This is a genomic window from Brevibacterium sp. CFH 10365 (assembly GCF_009299785.1).
GTDB classification, from domain to species: Bacteria; Actinomycetota; Actinomycetes; order Actinomycetales; family Brevibacteriaceae; genus Brevibacterium; species Brevibacterium limosum.
Genome location: NZ_VIGO01000005.1, coordinates 251,187 through 267,277, shown reverse-complemented (window position 1 = coordinate 267,277; position 16,091 = coordinate 251,187). Strand labels below are relative to the sequence as shown.

Below are 16,091 nucleotides of genomic sequence, written 5' to 3'. Positions count from 1 at the left end.
ATTAAACGTCAGGCCAGTCGTTGATAGTCGCCTCACCACCCTCCGGGGCCTTCTCGTTATTGCACTACGACATGTTCCACCACTCAAGGCCCCGGAAGCGGCAAACCCGTCATGAAGGGCCGACGAACTCGGCGCCGCCATGCCTACTTCCTTCCGCACCCGGATGGACCTGCATTACACGTTGAAGCGGAACTCGACCGAGTTCCGGTGTATAGAAACCTGTCGCTGAACGGAGTCTCCTGCCATGGATGGGGACTGCCAGCGTCGACGACGAGCTTCGCGGCCTCGGTCCGGTATTCCGAAGTGTAAGAGCGACGCTGTCGCTTCTGATCTGACATATTGAATATCCCTCTAACAGGACTGCAAATCCCGCTAACTAGGGTGCCCACTATTCGAGCGTACCCTCAGGTGGTCGAGCGATTCCGTTGTTATTTCGACGGGTTCACTGTTTTGTTGTCGCGCTCTACTTACTGGGTTTGGCGGGTTGGATGATCTGGACGGGGACGGGGTCGCCTGCGTGTTGGTTGATGGTGACGGGGTGGAATAGTGCGATTGAGGCAACGATGAGCGATAGTCCGGCTATACCGGCGGAAACGATCGCTACCCACTTCGCGGTCCTGGTCTCAGTGCGGGCCTCGTTCGCTCTGTATTCTGCCTTCTCTGATGTTGCTTCGGCGATGTCGATTTGCATCTGGAGGAGACGGGCGACTTCTTCGAGCACTTGCTGTTTGTCGAGGACGCCGTCGTCCGAATCCATTTCCTCGACGAAGTCCCGGACGTATGGTTTCAGGTGTCTGGACTTGACGCCCATGTCTTTCAGTTGCTCTTTGGAGAAGCCCGAAGCTGCGCGGCCCATGTGATCGTCTATCGACTCGGCAGCCCGATTACCTGCCTGTGAGTACCAGGGTTCTTCGTCGATTTTTCGCTCTTTGAGCAGACGGAGTAGTTCCTTTGCAGCCAAAGTCGACATTCTCTGCCAATGCGCTAGTTTCGCGGCGCGGCGTTCCTTCTGGTCTTCGTTGAGGAGCGAGAGAATGTCAGATTCAACCTTGTCGCGCCTCGCTTTCGGGCCGGCGCTGAACAAGTTGACCGCGGTGAGGGGGACTTCAACGCGTGCGAAGACGAGGGCTTCGGGATCGTACTGGGTGAGGTCGAGTTCCGGGTCGGTCGGGTCGAGCGTGAGGCGAGGCATTGTCTGATCTTAGACCGTCAGCAGTCGTCAATTTCGGGGTATTCCCATTCGAAATGTCCTGGAGCTGGCGAAAGTATCCGTTGTTGCCGATCGTCTCGACGAACTCGCGGATGCAGTGTCTGGGGACGAGGAGCCAGAGGGCAACAGCGGGCCGGGTTCTGGGCGGGATGCCTTCGCTCCCCGAACGACAATCTGGCTGCTCTCTGATCCGAGCGCCTCTTTACGTGAGTAAACCCACTTTTCGCTCACCAGACACAAAGGAGAACCATGACTGCGCACTTCAATCACACGATCGTCGACCCGGCCGAGATGGACCGCTTCTTTCGCTACCCGCTCGAGACCGACGAGGCCCCGCACGGGGCTCGTTCGTCAACGTCCAGATCGGCGGCGGCGTACCTCTCCACTTCGCCGCCGCGCCAATCAGCTTCCCACAACAGGACTACGTCCATTTACTCGAGGACCACTTCGATCAGGCGTAAGCGCAGTTCATGGTCAGTGGACGCGAGCGTTGGGCAGATCCCCAGCGTTCGCGCGCTCGCGAACTCAACCACGAGCACGGCGGACGAGGCGTCTACCTGCTAGACCCGTCGGGGCACAATATCAAACTGATCACGCAGCCATTCGTGTGAGTTCAACTCGTCAAACTCACACATTGAAACGGAACTCCACCACATCGCCGTCGACCATGACGTAGTCCTTGCCTTCCATCCGAACCTTGCCGGCGGACTTCGCGGCGGCCATCGTACCGTTCGCATCGAGATCCTCGAACGACACGATCTCGGCCTTGATGAAGCCCTTCTGGAAGTCGGTATGGATGACTCCCGCCGCCTCGGGGGCGGTGGCACCCTTCGGTATCGTCCACGCACGGGATTCTTTGGGCCCGGCAGTCAGGTAGGTCTGCAGTCCGAGGGTGTCGAAGCCGACACGGGCGAGCTGGTCGAGCCCGCTCTCCTCCTGACCGGTCGATTCGAGCATCTCCCGGGCCTCTTCTTCATCGAGCTCGGCGAGTTCAGACTCGAATTTCGCGTCGAGGAAGATCGCCTCGACGGGGGCCACGAGGGCCCGCATCTCGTTCTTCCTGTCCTCATCGGCGAGCACCTCGTCGTCGACGTTGAACACGTAGAGGAAGGGCTTGACCGTCATCAGCTGCAGCTCGCGCAGGGCGCTGACGTCGAACCTGTCGGCCTGCATCGCCTGATAGAGCGTCCGTCCGCCTTCGAGGATCTCGGTGGCGGCATCGATCGCGGTCAGCTGTTCGGCTGGAGCGCGCTTGCCCTTGACTTCCTTCTCGATCCTCGGCCGCGCCTTCTCCAGTGTCTGCAGGTCCGCGAGGATGAGTTCGGTGTTGATCGTATCGATGTCATCGGCGGGGCTGATCTTGCCGTCGACGTGGACGACATCGTCATCGACGAATCCACGGATCACCTGGCAGATGGCATCGGCTTCGCGGATATTGGCGAGGAACTGGTTGCCCAGGCCCTCGCCTTCGGAGGCTCCGCGCACGATACCGGCGATGTCGACGAAGTCCACGGTGGCGTTGAGGATGCGTTCGGAGGAGAAGATCTCCGCCAGTCGCGTGAGCCGGGCGTCCGGCAGAGGGACCACGCCCACGTTCGGTTCGATCGTTGCGAACGGGTAGTTCGCCGCGAGAACTTGGTTCTTGGTCAGTGCGTTAAACATGGTCGACTTGCCGACGTTGGGCAGTCCCACGATTCCAATAGTCAAAGCCACGGTATCCAAGTCTAGCCGTCGCCGAGGTGGTCCTCGAATTCTCGTGTCAGTGCGCTCTGTCACCCTGGAACCATGAATGCTTTCCCCGCCGCCGCAGTCATCATCGCCTTCATCGTGGCGATCGTCCTCGCCACCGTGCTCGGTTTCCTCCTCGGGCGTACTCTCACCCGCTCCCGTTACCTCGAGAGACTCACCCGCGCCGAGACCGCTTCACGCATCTTGTCCCAACGCACGGAAGATCTCGAAGCCGATGCGCAGATGGCCGGTGAGATCACGGCGGCCATCGGGCCGTTGGCGGCGAGCGTGAAGAACCTGCAGGAGAACCTGCACGCTCAGGATCGCACTCAGATCGAACAGATCACTCGACTGAACTCCCAGATCGGGCACCTCAGCCAACAGAACCTCCGCCTCCAGGAATCCACCGGGTCACTGGCCAACGCGCTGAACTCGACGACGCACCGTGGAGACTGGGGCGAAGTCCAGCTCAAACGCATCGTCGAATATGCCGGCCTCCTCCCCCACGTCGACTTCGATACCCAGGTCAGTGCCGACCGGGACGGGAAGCGTCACCGTCCCGATATGGTCGTCCACCTGCCCGGCGGCGGCACGATCGTCATCGATGCGAAGACCCCGCTGTCGGCGCGGATGAACGGCGACTCCGCCGATGAGGCGGGCTCGGGCGCCGATGGCCACGATCATGCCCGTGCACTGCTGCGTCATGTCGATGCGCTGGCGTCGAAGGAGTATTGGAAGGCATTCGACTCCTCCCCTGACTTCGTCGTCTGCTTCGTCCCCACCGACGGTCTGCTCTCCGCAGCCGCGGCAAGTTACCCGAAGATGATCGATCATGCCCTGGGCAAGAACGTCGTCCTCGCCTCACCGGCGACCCTGCTGGTGCTGCTGAAGACCGTGGCGCTCAACTGGCGGCAGGCCGATATGTCCACCTCGGCGGCAGAGGTGCTGCGTCTCGGTACGGAACTCTACGAACGCATCGGCACCCTGGTGACTCATGTGTCGCGGATGGGAGCCAGCCTGGACCGGTCCGTTGACGATTACAACCGGTTCGTCTCGTCCTTGGAGTCCCGGTTCCTCGTCACCGCCAGAAAGTTCCCGTCGACCGGGATCGTCGCCGACGAACTCGATGCCGTGGCCGAACTCGATACTCGCGCTCGGGGCATCAGCGCCGAGGAACTCAGTCGCCCGCGAGCCATGGACTTCGATGATCGTGGTCCGACTCATCTGCGGGATCGGCAGACCGGGACGAGCTGAGTATCGACGGCTTTCGTCGACCCCGTCCAGTTGTTGCAGTTCCCATCGAGTCACTTTGCAGAGCTACTCTGTTCAGCCGAGTCTGCGCAGTTCCTTCGGCAACGAGAAGATGAGGTCCTCTTCGGCGGTGACGATCTCGTCGACCGTGTCGAATCCGTAGTCGGCGAGTAGCTGCAGCACGTCGTGAATGAGGTTCTCCGGAACGCTCGCCCCGGAGGTGACGCCGACGGTAGCCACGTCGTGGAACCAGGTCTCGTCGATCTCGCGAGCGAAATCGACCCGGTGCGCCGCTTTCGCTCCGTGTTCGAGGGCGACCTCGACCAGGCGCACTGAGTTCGAGGAGTTCGCCGACCCGACGACGATGACCAGATCCGCTTCGGGCCCGATCTTCTTCACCGCAACCTGCCGGTTCTGAGTGGCGTAGCAGATGTCGTCGCTGGGCGGGTTCTGCAGGTGCGGGAAGCGTTCGCGCAGGATCTCGACGGTTTCCATGGTCTCGTCCACGCTCAATGTCGTCTGCGAGATCCACACCAGTTTCTCGGCATCGGGCACCTCGATGGTGTGGGCCTCGTCGGGGCTCTGCACAAGGGTGATGTGGTCCGGCGCCTCTCCCATGGTGCCTTCGACCTCTTCGTGACCGGCATGGCCGACGAGGAGGATACGGAAACCGTCTCGGGCGAATCGGATGGCCTCTTTGTGAACCTTGGTCACCAGCGGACAGGTCGCGTCGATCGTCGACAGCGAACGTTCGGCCGCCTCGGCGTGCACGGCCGGTGAGACTCCGTGAGCGGAGAACACGACCCGAGCGCCTTCCGGCACCTCATCGGTGTCATCGACGAAGACGGCTCCGCGTTCGGACAGAGTTTCGACGACGTGCCGATTGTGCACGATCTCCTTGCGGACATAGATCGGTGCGCCGAAGTGCTCGAGGGCACGTTCGACCGCGATGACGGCGCGGTCGACGCCGGCACAGTAGCCTCGCGGCGCGGCCAGCAGCACCCTCTTGTCAGCATTGACAGGAGTGCGGATCTCGCTCGGCGCCAAACGCCGGCGCGGAATGGTCGGGGCAGGTACTGAAACGACAGTCACCCGTTCAGTCTAAGCCGGAGGCATCGGCGGCGGCCAGGACATTTGGAATCGCGGAAGCAGCGCTCGAACTCGTGGAAGCAGACCGTGCTCCCCAAGGAAGGGCTGGGACGTATGACCGGGAATGGGATGCGTCAGTGCCGTTCGTTAGGCTTGGGGTTCGGAAGGGGACTCAAATGGCGCAAAGAATTTCCGGCACTCCCGGCACGCTCGGCGAATCCGTCGAGCCGAAGGAGCTCGCCGCCACCGCAGCCGAGACCACGGCGGAGAATCCGTGGCCGCTGAGCCTGCTGTCTTCGAAGATGAAGTCCTATATCGACCGCATGTCGAGCGTGTGGATCGAAGGGCAGGTCGTCGAGCTCAACCATCGCGGCAAGGCCAGCTACCTGACCCTGCGTGACACCGATGTCGAGATGTCCCTGCCGGTCCAGATCTGGAAGAACGTCCTCGACCGCACCGGAGCGCCGCTGACAGAGGGCAGCCATGTCGTCGCCAATCTCAAAGCCGACTTCTGGACGAAGACCGGTCGGCTGACGATGCGCGCCAACGACATCCGTGCCGTCGGACTCGGCGAACTCCTCGCCCGCCTCGAACGACTGAAGAAGCAGCTGGGGGCCGAAGGACTCTTCGATCCCAGCCGGAAGCTGCGCCTGCCCTTCCTGCCGAACCGGATCGGGCTGATCACCGGACGGGATTCGGACGCTCAGAAGGACGTCATGCGCAATGTGCACCTGCGCTGGCCGGCCGCAGAGTTCGAGGTCCGCAACTGTGCTGTGCAGGGCCCCGACGCTGTGCCGGGAGTGATGAAGAACCTCGCCGAACTCGACGCGGACCCGCAGATCGATGTCATCGTCATCGCCCGCGGCGGCGGCAGCATGGAAGACCTCCTGCCGTTCTCGAACGAAGCGCTCGTCCGCGCCGTCTCCGCAGCTCAGACTCCGGTGGTCTCGGCGATCGGGCACGAGGCTGATCGACCCATCCTCGACGAAGTCGCGGACATGCGCGCCTCGACACCCACGGATGCCGCCAAACGGATCGTGCCGGATGTGGCCGAAGAAGGCATGAACCTCCTGCGCGCCCGCGCCGAGCTCGAGTCTGCCGTCAACCGCATCCTCGACCGCGAGCAGGAGATGCTCACCGCCGTGCGTTCACGGCCGGTGCTCGCCGAACCGCAGACGATGATCACCGCGCACGAGAACGAACTGACGATGATCCGCCGCCGCAGCCTGCAGGCGACGAACGCATCGGTCATCCAGGCCCAGAACGAGATCCAGCACCTCCGCTCCCAGGCACGGTCTCTCTCGCCCCTGCGGACTCTGGAGCGCGGTTACGCCGTGGTGCAGACCGACGAAGGCCAGGCCGTCCGCAATGCGGATGAGGTGGTCGCCGGAGACACCGTGCACGTGCGGGTCGCTCGTGGACGATTCGATGCTGCGATCACCGAGGTCACGCCGGATACGGACGAATCGGCCACCACCGAATGACCTCGGTTCCACACTCTGCCCATGTACCACTCACTCTGTGAAGGAGACACCGATGACCGAACCGACGACCCAGCAGGATCAGCCCGAGATCAGCGCGCTCAGCTATGAACAGGCTCGTGAAGAACTCGTCATGACCGTCAAGCGTCTGGAGACCGGCAATCTGCCGCTCGAAGAGTCGCTGCGGCTGTGGGAACGCGGCGAAGCCCTGGCAGACCGCTGCCAGGCATGGCTCGATGGGGCGCGAGAACGACTCGACAAGGCCCGCGAGGAAACCTCGGACGACGCCGACTGAGCCTCATGACCAGAGGCCGATCAGCGGTCAGGGCCCGCCGACGGCAGATGAGGTGAGCGCGTCGCACCGACTCGCCTCCGGCTGGCGGGCTGAGGTCACTTCAGCTGGGCGGCCACCTGGTCAGCGAAGCCGTTGATGGTGTCCGGCGCTGCGGTGGCAGTCATTACGACATACATATCGCCTTCGTGCGTGACCCAGTATTCCTTCGCCTCTTCTGTGCGGTAGATCTGGAAGTCAGCACCGCCGACAGTCACCTTCTCTGCGGCGGCGGCTTCATCGGTCTTCCGCTTCGCCCAGTTCGCACTCGCTTCGGCCTGCTCGATGCTCACCCACTGGTCGTCGGGGCCGATGAACGACATGTACCACGAGGTGTACTCGGAGTCACCCATCCGATCGAGGCTGGCTTCGTTCGATGTCCATCCGCGCGGGATCTGCGGAACGATGAGGTCGAATTCAGCATTGCCCTGGGACTGCTCGGCGATACCCTGATAGTCGACGACGCGTTCGGAGTCGACTTCGGGCTGCGGGGCGAGGAACAGGATCCCGACGGCGACCGCCAAGCAAGCGAGGATCGCGATGACCATATTGACCCAGTTCGAGTTCTTGCGCAGGAAGCGCATCTCCTCACGGGACCCCGGCAGCATCACTCCGGACTCGTCAGCCATGGACTCTCCCTTGGGACTCTGCGTCGCCTCGTCGACGACCGCTCGAGTAGCCGTCTCGTCAGCAGCATTTCGGACATTCACACCGCCATTGTCCTCGGCTCGCGCGCGAAGAGCCAATCCCGGCCCGGGAACGTGACTGCGGCCACAAGCGGACACCGCTGTCGCGACCCCGATCACAGGGGTGGCACAATTGGAAGCATGAGTGACTCCAAAGAGCCTGTTGACGTGAAATCTCACCATGACCGAGGACGAGTTGATGAGGAGACTCCACCTGTTGCCGTGACCGACGCATGGTCGCAGAAGGCTCAGGTCGAGTCGGACGCTCCCGACCGCAACTTGGCTCTGGAACTCGTCCGAGTCACCGAGGCCGCCGCCATCGCAGCCGCCCCCTGGGTCGGCCGCGGCGACAAGAACGCAGCCGACGGAGCGGCCGTGGCCGCGATGCGCAATGTCATCTCCACCGTCCGCATGACCGGCACCGTCGTCATCGGCGAAGGAGAGAAGGACGAAGCTCCGATGCTCTTCAACGGCGAGCAGGTCGGTGACGGCGGCGGACCGCACTGCGACGTTGCGGTCGACCCGATCGACGGCACCCGCCTGACCGCTCTGGGCATGCCCAATGCGATCTCGGTCATGGCCGTGACCGAAGACGGTGCGATGTACGACCCCTCTGCCGTGTTCTACATGGAGAAGCTCGTCACGGGACCCGATGCCGCCGACGCCGTCGACCTGCGTCTGCCGATCGCCGAGAACATCCGCCGAGTCGCCAAGGCGAAGGGAACGAAGGATCCCGCCTCGGTGACGGTGATGATCCTCGACCGTCCCCGCCACCAGCAGATGATCGATGAGATCCGCGCCGCAGGCGCCCGCATCCAGCTCATCACCGACGGTGACGTCGCCGGAGCCATCGCCGCCTGCCGCCCCGGAACAGGAGTCGACATGCTCATGGGCGTCGGCGGCACCCCAGAGGGCATCATCACCGCCTGCGCCATCAAGGCACTCGGCGGTGTCATCCAGGGCCGTCTGTGGCCGCAGGATGACACCGAACGCGAAGCCGCCGCCGAGGCCGGCCTCGACATCAATCAGGTGCTCAACACCGATGACCTCGTCACCGGGGACAACAGCTACTTCGTCGCCACGGGCATCACCAACGGCGACCTGCTCGACGGAGTGAAGTTCCAGGGCGGCCACGTCACCACGCACTCATTGGTGATGCGGTCGAAGTCGGGAACCGTCCGTCAGGTCTTCGCCGAGCACCAGGCCGCGAAGACCCACTCCTACGTGGAGGCCGCCGAAGAAGCCGCACGCCGCGGACTGGTCTGACCTCCAACCGCACCCGGTCCCGGGCGCGATGCACACAACTCGGAAGCAGGTGCAAAAGCAATGCCCAATCAGGCGTGGAAACGACTCCTCGAGGGAAACCAGCGTTTCGTCGACGATGTCCCTCGGCACCCCAACCAGGACACCGCACGTCGGGAGTCCCTGTCCGACAACCAGACCCCATTCGTCACTCTCTTCGGCTGCTCGGATTCCCGAGTCGCCGCCGAGATGATCTTCGACGTCGGTCTCGGTGACATGTTCGTCGTCCGCAACGCCGGACAGGTCGTCGACCCGGTCACCTTGGGCTCGCTCGAATACGGCGTCGAAATGCTCGGCACTCCCCTGCTCGTCGTGCTCGGCCACGACAGCTGCGGGGCCGTGACTGCGGCCTACAACGCCTATGATTCGGGTGAGACTCCCCCAGGATTCATCTCCGACGTCGTTGCCCGCATCCTGCCGACGGTGGCCCGAGCCCGGAAGAACGGGCGCACCACGATCAACGAGACCGTCGGACAGAACACCATGGACACGGTCGAGAAGATCATGCAGCTGTCCACGATCATCAAGACCGCCGTCGAAGACGGCCGACTCATCATCGTCGGACTCACCTACCAGCTCCACGACGGCCACACCACGGTCGTCGCCCAGTACGGAGGCGACGAGGCCGCGGTCTCCACCTACGCCTCCTGACGACAGGCCACCTCGGTGGTCACCTCTGTCGGGCTCTCACCGAGCCTGATCTCCAATCATCATTTCCCAGGCACCGAACGGAAAGGACAACAATGACCGAAGAATTTCGCATCGAACACGACACCATGGGTGAGGTCAAAGTCCCCAAGGACGCCCTCTACAGCGCACAGACCCAGCGCGCCGTCGAGAACTTCCCGATCTCGGGCAAGACCCTCGAATCCGCTCATATCGCCGCTCTGGCACAGGTGAAGAAGGCCGCCGCGAAGGCCAACGCCGAACTCGGTGTGCTCGACGAGGCTCGCGCCACGGCCATCCAGAACGCCGCCGATCAGGTCATCTCCGGTGAGTATGACGCTCATTTCCCCATCGACGTGTTCCAGACCGGTTCGGGAACCTCGTCGAACATGAACACCAACGAGGTCCTGGCCTCGCTGGCGACCAAGGCGCTTGAGGACGACGGAGTCAACGTTCACCCGAACGACCACGTCAACGCTTCGCAGTCCTCGAACGACGTCTTCCCCACCTCGGTGCACGTGGCCGTGACCAAGGCTCTGGTCAACACCCTCATCCCGGCCATGGACACCCTGGCGACCTCGCTGGAGAAGAAGGCCCAGGATTTCTCCTCCGTCGTCAAGTCCGGCCGCACCCACCTCATGGATGCCACCCCGGTGACTCTGGGCCAGGAGTTCGGCGGGTACGCCGCTCAGGTCCGCTACGGAATCGAGCGCATCGAAGCCTCCCTGCCCCGCGTCGCCGAGGTCCCGCAGGGCGGAACCGCGGTGGGCACCGGAATCAACACCCCCGACGGCTTCTCCTCCCGCGTGGTCGAAATCCTCGCCGAAGAGACCGGACTGCCGATCACCGAGGCCCGCAACCACTTCGAAGCTCAGGCCAACCGCGACGGACTCATCGAAGCCTCCGGTCAGCTGCGGACCATCGCCTACGGCTACATGAAGATCTGCAACGACCTGCGCTGGATGGGTTCGGGACCGAACACCGGCCTCGGCGAGATCGCCATCCCCGATCTGCAGCCCGGTTCGTCGATCATGCCCGGCAAGGTCAACCCGGTCATCTGCGAGGCCACCATCCAGGTCGCCGCCCAGGTCATCGGCAACGATGCCGCTGTGTCGCTGTCATCGACCAACGGAGCCTTCGAGCTCAATGTCGGCATCCCGGTCATGGCCTCGAACCTGCTCGAGTCGATCCGCCTGCTCGCGAACGCCTCGACTGTCATGGCTGAGAAGATGATCGACGGACTCAGTGCCAATGAGGAGCGTGCCCGATTCCTCGCCGAGGCGAGCCCCTCCATCGTCACCCCGCTGAACAAGGTCATCGGCTACGAGGCCGCTGCGAAGATCGCCAAGCACGCGGTGGCCGAGAAGATGACGGTCAAGGAAGCGACGATCGCCCTGGGCTTCGTTGACAACGGCTCCATCACCGAGGCCGACCTCGACAAGGCGCTCGACGTCACCACGATGATCGGCGACTACAGGTAACCCATCGGTCTGACTGACCAGCACACGGCGCCCGGACGGTATCGTCCGGGCGCCGTTTCGTGGAGAGTGACGCCGTCTGTGGTCACAGCCCCGAGGAAGACTCGCTGATTTCGCAGTTTCGCCTCGGCTCGGTGACCACAAACGCCTGCGTCGCCGGGGCGCGAGAGCTCAGGATCGGAACGGGTCGAACTCCTCGAGCACGTCGGTGACCAGAGCAGCGATCTCCGACCGCTCCGACCGAGTCAGGGTGACATGGGCGAAGAGATCATGGCCCTTGAGCTTCTCGATCACCGCAGCGACGCCGTCGTGCCTGCCGACTCGCAGATTGTCGCGCTGGGCGACATCATGGGTCAGCACCACCTTCGAATTCATTCCGATGCGTGAGAGCACGGTCAGCAGGACATTGCGCTCCAACGACTGTGCCTCATCGACGATGACGAACGCATCGTGGAGCGACCGCCCTCGGATGTGCGTCAGCGGAAGCACTTCGAGGATCTCCCTGTTGACCACCTCGTCGATGACGTTCTTGCTCACCAGGGCGCTCAAGGTGTCGAACACGGCTTCCGCCCAGGGATTCATCTTCTCGCCTTCGCTGCCGGGCAGGTAGCCGAGATTCTGCCCGCCGACGGCGTAGAGCGGCCTGAAGACCATGATCTTCGAGTGCTTGTTCTCCTCCAGCACCTTCTGCAATCCCGCCATGAGGGCCAGCGCGGACTTCCCCGTTCCGGCTCGCCCTCCCATCGATACGATTCCCAGCGCATCGTCGAGCAGCATGTCGATGGCGATCCGCTGTTCTGCCGATCGACCGTGGACTCCGAAGATGTCGCGATCCCCGCGCACCATCGACACTCTGTTGCCGGTGCGCACCCGGCCCAGACCGGAGCCGCGCGGGGAGGTGATGACGACTCCGGTGTTGACCACCTCGTCGGAGACATCCTCGGTGACGACCGACCCCGAATCATAGAACTCGCTCATCTGCTCGTCGTCGAGGCCGAGCTCACTCATCCCGGTGAACCCGGAATCGACGGCCAGCTCCGCCAGATACTCCTCCGCGTGCAGACCCAGGGCAGAGGCCTTCACTCGCATCGGCACGTCCTTGGTCACGACGACCACATCACAGCCTTCGGCCGAGAGGTTGCGGGCCACGGCCAGAATGCGGGTGTCGTTCTCCGTCCGGTCGAAGCCGACCGGCATCGTGGAGGCATCGATGTGGTTGAGCTCGACCCGCAGCGTTCCGCCCGCATCACCGACCGGGATGGGCTGATCCAATCGGTCGTAGTCTGAGCGGAAGTCGTCGAGGATGTGGAGGGCTTTGCGGGCCGTGAAGCCGAGTTCGGGATGGTTGCGTTTGCCCTCGAGCTCGGAGACGACGATGAGCGGAATGACAACGTGGTGTTCGGCGAAGCGCAGAAGCGCTCCGGGATCCGACAGCAGCACCGAGGTGTCGAGAACGTAGGTGTGGACTTTTTCAGCCATGAGGACCTCTGAGGCGTGAGTTCCGCCGAGATCCGGTTCTGACATCCCCCGATCTCGGGTTGGTGTCGACCAACTACAGTCAACCTAACCCGGTTCGCCCCTGCAGGCGGTAGCGGCGCGCGTGCTCGGGCAAGTCGAGGTCATGAACTTCGAGTGAATGCGGGATTCCTCCATCCGGCGGCCAGGGATGCGCGCCGGCCACAAGCAGGGCCTATTTGCCGAAGCGACGCTGGCGCAGACCGTAGTCGCGCACGGCACGGAGGAAATCTGTGCGACGGAAATCCGGCCAGTAGGCTTCGCAGAAGTAGAACTCGGAATAGGCGCTCTGCCACATGAGGAAGCCGGAGAGTCGCTGTTCTCCCGACGATCGGATGATGAGGTCGGGATCGGGCTGACCCTTGGTGTAGAGGTGTTCGCCGATCTGCTCCGGAGACAGCTCGGAGATGATCGTCTCCAGATCCGTGCCGTCGTCGGTTCGCGTCCGCAGCAGGGACTTGACCGCGTTGACGATCTCCTGCCGACCGCCGTAGCCGACGGCGACGTTGACGCGCATTCCGCAGTCATCGTCTGTCGTCACTGCTTCCAGCCGGGCTCGCAGGTCCGAGGGGAGGATGTCGAGATCACCGACGAGCTGGACGCCGACACCGTCGAGCGCTGCGATCTTCTCCACCAGATCCGAGATGATCTCGATGAGGATCGACACCTCTTCGGCTGAACGGGCGAGGTTCTCTTTGGACAGGACGTAGAGAGTGACGATCTCCACATCGATCTCGTGGCACCACCCGAGGAATTCGACGATCTTCGCCGCTCCGGCCCGGTGACCGTCGGCGGTCGTCGCCCCGAACTCCTTCGCCCATCGACGGTTGCCGTCGGTGATGACGCCGACGTGTCGCGGAACCGGAACCGACTTGTCGAGCTCGCGTTTGAGCCGTCGCTCGTACAGCCGATAGAGCAGGTTCACGGGTCGCGCCACAGCTGTCCTCTTCCATATGGGTCTTCGGTCGGATCGAACACTGTACAGACTACTAGCCGACGATGCTGAATGAGGCCTCAGGCCCGCTCGCTACTATGGAGGCATGAATGCTCCGCTCACCGATTCCTCTCCAGTCGTTCCCGACGGCTCCAGGCCGGTCGGTTCCGCCGGTGCGAATGATGCTTCTTCCGCCGATGACCAGCGCATCGCCCGTCGCCGCTCGGCGCTGCGGGCCGAGCTGACGAAGCTGGCGGGTCAGGTCAAGCCGAAGCTGCGAGGCTGGTTCCACGCCGGCGCATTCCCGCTGGCGATGCTCGGCGGCCTGACGCTGGTGATCATCTCCCCGACGATCGAATCGCGTATCGCGGCTGCGATCTTCGCCATCACCGGCATGCTGCTCTTCGGCACCTCCGCCGTCTATCACCGGGGCCGCTGGCGCACCCGCGTCCGCCTCGTCCTGCGACGGCTCGACCATGCGAACATCTTCCTCATCACCGCCGGCACCTACACCCCTCTGGCCGTGCTGATGCTCCGCACCGACCAGGCGATCCTGCTGCTGTCCGTCCTGTGGGGTGCCGCCGCGCTCGGCGTTGCCTTCCGTACGATCTTCACCACTGCGCCGAGGTGGCTCTTCGTCCCCATCTATGTCGGCTTCGGCGTTGCCGGAGTCGGCTACATCCCCCAGATCTGGGCGACGAACCTCGCCGTCGGCCTCCTCGTCGTCCTCGGCGGGGTGTGCTATATCGCCGGTGCCGTGATCTACGGAATCAAACGGCCGAACCCGTCGCCGAAGTGGCTCGGCTTCCACGAGATCTTCCACATTCTCACGATCCTCGGCTACGGCTGCCATCTCGCCGCGCTCATCATCGCCGCCGTCGCAGCCTACTGACTCCTGTCGGCCCTGGCCGGGCCGTCCGGTCATCGGCAGGGTCCGCTGATACGGCAAGGGCGCGATCACCACTCGGTGATCGCACCCTTCTGTGCTGACTCAGGGTTTCAGGAACGCTCGTCGGACGACTCCGAGGAATCCGTCGATTCCTCCGTCGCCCCGCCTCGGCGATCTGCGTCGGTCCCGGCTACCCCGTCCGTATCGTCGGATTCAGTGTCTGGGGTCTTCGATTCGGGTGCTTCGGGACCCGAGAGCTTCGACTGGTTGGGCACCACATGCCTGCGCAGCGGAATCGGGTAGGCATCGCTGGCGCCCGAGCGCGCCCGCACCCGGCGGACACGGCGCAGAGCGTCGCGGATGAGGAAGATCGTCAGGATGACCACTGCGAGAGTGGCCAGGAAGCCGATGGTCCCCGGTGTCACCAGATCCGGGTCCGGCGTCCCTCCGCCGGGAGTCGAGGCTGGAGCAGACGCGAGAATCATGCGTGGGAGTCACTTTCGGTCGGGACGGCGGAATCGACGTCGAAATCATCTTCTGCCGGCGATTCCGGGAGCATCCCCTCATCGGGAACACGACGACCGTCGTCGAAGGTCACTGCCGCGAACAGATCGGTCTCCTGGAACTCGATCTCCGGGTTCAGCGGCTCACGGCCGGTCAGATCGAGTGCCAGCTCGAACTCTTCGGTCGGCCAGTACGTGCGAGCAGCCTTGCGAGAAGCGGAGAAGAAGCCGCCTTCGGGGTCGATCTGTGTGGCGTGGGAGAGCAGCGCACGGTCACGGGCGGAGAAGAATTCTGCGCAGGAGATGCGGGTGCTCAGCCAGTTGCGGCGTTGGTTGTCGCGCTTCTTGAAATCCTCGAGATGGTCGGCGAACGGGGAATCGAGTCCCGCCTCGAGCATCTTCTCGTGAATGGTGATCCACTTCCTCGCCGACAGATCCTGGTTGAAATAGGTCTTCTGCACCTGCCAGGGCTCACCGAGCTCGGGGTGGGAGGACGCATCGGCGGCGGTCGCGACGGCGGCCATGGTCACAGCGTGGTTCTTGATGTGGTCGGGGTGCGGATAGCCGCCGAGCTCGTCATAGGTCGTCACCACCTGCGGACGGAAGGTGCGGATGATGTGCACGAGTGGCAGCATGGCCACCTCGTCGGGGACCCGATAGAAGCATCCCGGAGGGGTCTGATTGTCGAAATCCCCGTCGGGCAGGCCCGAGTCGACGTGACCGACCCAAACATGTTCGGCACCGAGAGCGGCGGCGGCGGTGGCCATCTCCTCACGGCGGAGACCGGCGATATCTCGGCTGGCCTTCGGGCTCTGCAGCAGCGCGGGGTTGAGGATGTCGCCGGCTTCACCGCCGGTCATTGTGGCGATGAGCACCCGGGCACCCAGAGAAGCGTACTTCGCGCTCGTTGCCGCACCCTTCGAGGATTCGTCGTCGGGGTGGGCATGGACGGCCAGCAGGCGCAGCCCATGGTACGGAAGCGAAGTCATATCCTAAATGTCCCTTTCGATTCAGCCTGGTGGCCACCT

The 16,091-nt window shown here is 63.4% G+C and carries 15 protein-coding genes; 7 read left to right on the top strand and 8 right to left on the bottom strand.

All coding sequences use genetic code 11. The features are described from left to right. Positions 1-463: 463 nt before the first annotated feature. Together FHG09_RS11990 and ychF are read right to left on the bottom strand one after the other, a co-directional pair. A complete protein-coding gene (locus FHG09_RS11990) occupies positions 464-1,192 on the bottom strand; it encodes a hypothetical protein (protein WP_152347887.1) in 729 nt (242 codons plus the stop codon). Between the two features lie 645 nt (positions 1,193-1,837). Next, a complete protein-coding gene (gene ychF, locus FHG09_RS11980; protein ID WP_152347886.1) occupies positions 1,838-2,923 on the bottom strand; it encodes a redox-regulated ATPase YchF in 1,086 nt (361 codons plus the stop codon). 72 nt (positions 2,924-2,995) lie between these two features. Between ychF and FHG09_RS11975 the strand changes: the two genes are divergently transcribed. Beyond that, positions 2,996-4,192, top strand: a complete 1,197-nt coding sequence (locus FHG09_RS11975) for a DNA recombination protein RmuC (protein ID WP_152347885.1) — start codon at positions 2,996-2,998, stop codon at positions 4,190-4,192. Positions 4,193-4,264: 72 nt separating this feature from the next. Here the strand turns inward: FHG09_RS11975 and FHG09_RS11970 are convergent, their stop codons facing one another. After that, positions 4,265-5,281: a 4-hydroxy-3-methylbut-2-enyl diphosphate reductase gene (locus tag FHG09_RS11970; protein ID WP_152347884.1), complete on the bottom strand. Its 1,017-nt coding sequence runs from the start codon at positions 5,279-5,281 to the stop codon at positions 4,265-4,267. Between the two features lie 173 nt (positions 5,282-5,454). Between FHG09_RS11970 and xseA the strand changes: the two genes are divergently transcribed. Continuing rightward, a complete protein-coding gene (xseA, locus tag FHG09_RS11965; protein ID WP_152347883.1) occupies positions 5,455-6,762 on the top strand; it encodes an exodeoxyribonuclease VII large subunit in 1,308 nt (435 codons plus the stop codon). A 52-nt stretch (positions 6,763-6,814) separates the two neighbouring features. Next, positions 6,815-7,054, top strand: coding sequence for an exodeoxyribonuclease VII small subunit (locus FHG09_RS11960; RefSeq protein WP_152347882.1), 240 nt, complete (start codon positions 6,815-6,817; stop codon positions 7,052-7,054). Between the two features lie 95 nt (positions 7,055-7,149). Here the strand turns inward: FHG09_RS11960 and FHG09_RS11955 are convergent, their stop codons facing one another. Further along, complete coding sequence (locus FHG09_RS11955) at positions 7,150-7,719, bottom strand: DUF4245 domain-containing protein (RefSeq protein ID WP_227492732.1); 570 nt, start codon at positions 7,717-7,719, stop codon at positions 7,150-7,152. Between the two features lie 198 nt (positions 7,720-7,917). Between FHG09_RS11955 and glpX the strand changes: the two genes are divergently transcribed. From glpX to FHG09_RS11940, 3 genes are all read left to right on the top strand, one after another. Continuing rightward, complete coding sequence (gene glpX, locus FHG09_RS11950; protein WP_193627371.1) at positions 7,918-9,042, top strand: class II fructose-bisphosphatase; 1,125 nt, start codon at positions 7,918-7,920, stop codon at positions 9,040-9,042. Positions 9,043-9,102: 60 nt separating this feature from the next. Next, on the top strand, positions 9,103-9,729 hold the full coding sequence (locus FHG09_RS11945) for a carbonic anhydrase (RefSeq protein WP_152347880.1): 627 nt from the start codon (positions 9,103-9,105) through the stop codon (positions 9,727-9,729). Positions 9,730-9,821: 92 nt separating this feature from the next. After that, positions 9,822-11,225: a class II fumarate hydratase gene (locus FHG09_RS11940; RefSeq protein WP_152347879.1), complete on the top strand. Its 1,404-nt coding sequence runs from the start codon at positions 9,822-9,824 to the stop codon at positions 11,223-11,225. Between the two features lie 168 nt (positions 11,226-11,393). Here the strand turns inward: FHG09_RS11940 and FHG09_RS11935 are convergent, their stop codons facing one another. Both FHG09_RS11935 and FHG09_RS11930 read right to left on the bottom strand, forming a co-directional pair. Continuing rightward, a complete protein-coding gene (locus FHG09_RS11935) occupies positions 11,394-12,701 on the bottom strand; it encodes a PhoH family protein (protein WP_152347878.1) in 1,308 nt (435 codons plus the stop codon). A 211-nt stretch (positions 12,702-12,912) separates the two neighbouring features. Then, positions 12,913-13,674, bottom strand: coding sequence for an isoprenyl transferase (locus tag FHG09_RS11930; RefSeq protein ID WP_152347877.1), 762 nt, complete (start codon positions 13,672-13,674; stop codon positions 12,913-12,915). A 103-nt stretch (positions 13,675-13,777) separates the two neighbouring features. Between FHG09_RS11930 and trhA the strand changes: the two genes are divergently transcribed. Continuing rightward, entirely contained in the window at positions 13,778-14,563 is a 786-nt protein-coding gene (trhA, locus tag FHG09_RS11925) for a PAQR family membrane homeostasis protein TrhA (protein WP_152347876.1), read from the top strand. A 107-nt stretch (positions 14,564-14,670) separates the two neighbouring features. Here trhA and FHG09_RS11920 read toward each other — a convergent pair whose 3' ends face one another. Continuing rightward, entirely contained in the window at positions 14,671-15,045 is a 375-nt protein-coding gene (locus FHG09_RS11920; protein ID WP_227492731.1) for a hypothetical protein, read from the bottom strand. Continuing rightward, the gene (gene mca, locus FHG09_RS11915) at positions 15,042-16,052 is read right to left on the bottom strand and encodes a mycothiol conjugate amidase Mca (protein WP_152347875.1); all 1,011 of its coding nucleotides are present in this window, start codon (positions 16,050-16,052) and stop codon (positions 15,042-15,044) included. Before mca ends, FHG09_RS11920 begins: the two co-directional genes overlap by 4 nt. Positions 16,053-16,091 lie beyond the last annotated feature (39 nt).

Coding starts and splice junctions, on each gene's coding strand:
- FHG09_RS11990 (WP_152347887.1), bottom strand. CDS start 1,192: ATGCCTCGCCTCACGCTCGACCCGACCGACCCGGAACTCGACCTCACC.
- FHG09_RS11975 (WP_152347885.1), top strand. CDS start 2,996: ATGAATGCTTTCCCCGCCGCCGCAGTCATCATCGCCTTCATCGTGGCG.
- xseA (WP_152347883.1), top strand. CDS start 5,455: ATGGCGCAAAGAATTTCCGGCACTCCCGGCACGCTCGGCGAATCCGTC.
- FHG09_RS11960 (WP_152347882.1), top strand. CDS start 6,815: ATGACCGAACCGACGACCCAGCAGGATCAGCCCGAGATCAGCGCGCTC.
- FHG09_RS11955 (WP_227492732.1), bottom strand. CDS start 7,719: ATGGCTGACGAGTCCGGAGTGATGCTGCCGGGGTCCCGTGAGGAGATG.
- glpX (WP_193627371.1), top strand. CDS start 7,918: ATGAGTGACTCCAAAGAGCCTGTTGACGTGAAATCTCACCATGACCGA.
- FHG09_RS11945 (WP_152347880.1), top strand. CDS start 9,103: ATGCCCAATCAGGCGTGGAAACGACTCCTCGAGGGAAACCAGCGTTTC.
- FHG09_RS11940 (WP_152347879.1), top strand. CDS start 9,822: ATGACCGAAGAATTTCGCATCGAACACGACACCATGGGTGAGGTCAAA.
- FHG09_RS11935 (WP_152347878.1), bottom strand. CDS start 12,701: ATGGCTGAAAAAGTCCACACCTACGTTCTCGACACCTCGGTGCTGCTG.
- trhA (WP_152347876.1), top strand. CDS start 13,778: ATGAATGCTCCGCTCACCGATTCCTCTCCAGTCGTTCCCGACGGCTCC.
- FHG09_RS11920 (WP_227492731.1), bottom strand. CDS start 15,045: ATGATTCTCGCGTCTGCTCCAGCCTCGACTCCCGGCGGAGGGACGCCG.
- mca (WP_152347875.1), bottom strand. CDS start 16,052: ATGACTTCGCTTCCGTACCATGGGCTGCGCCTGCTGGCCGTCCATGCC.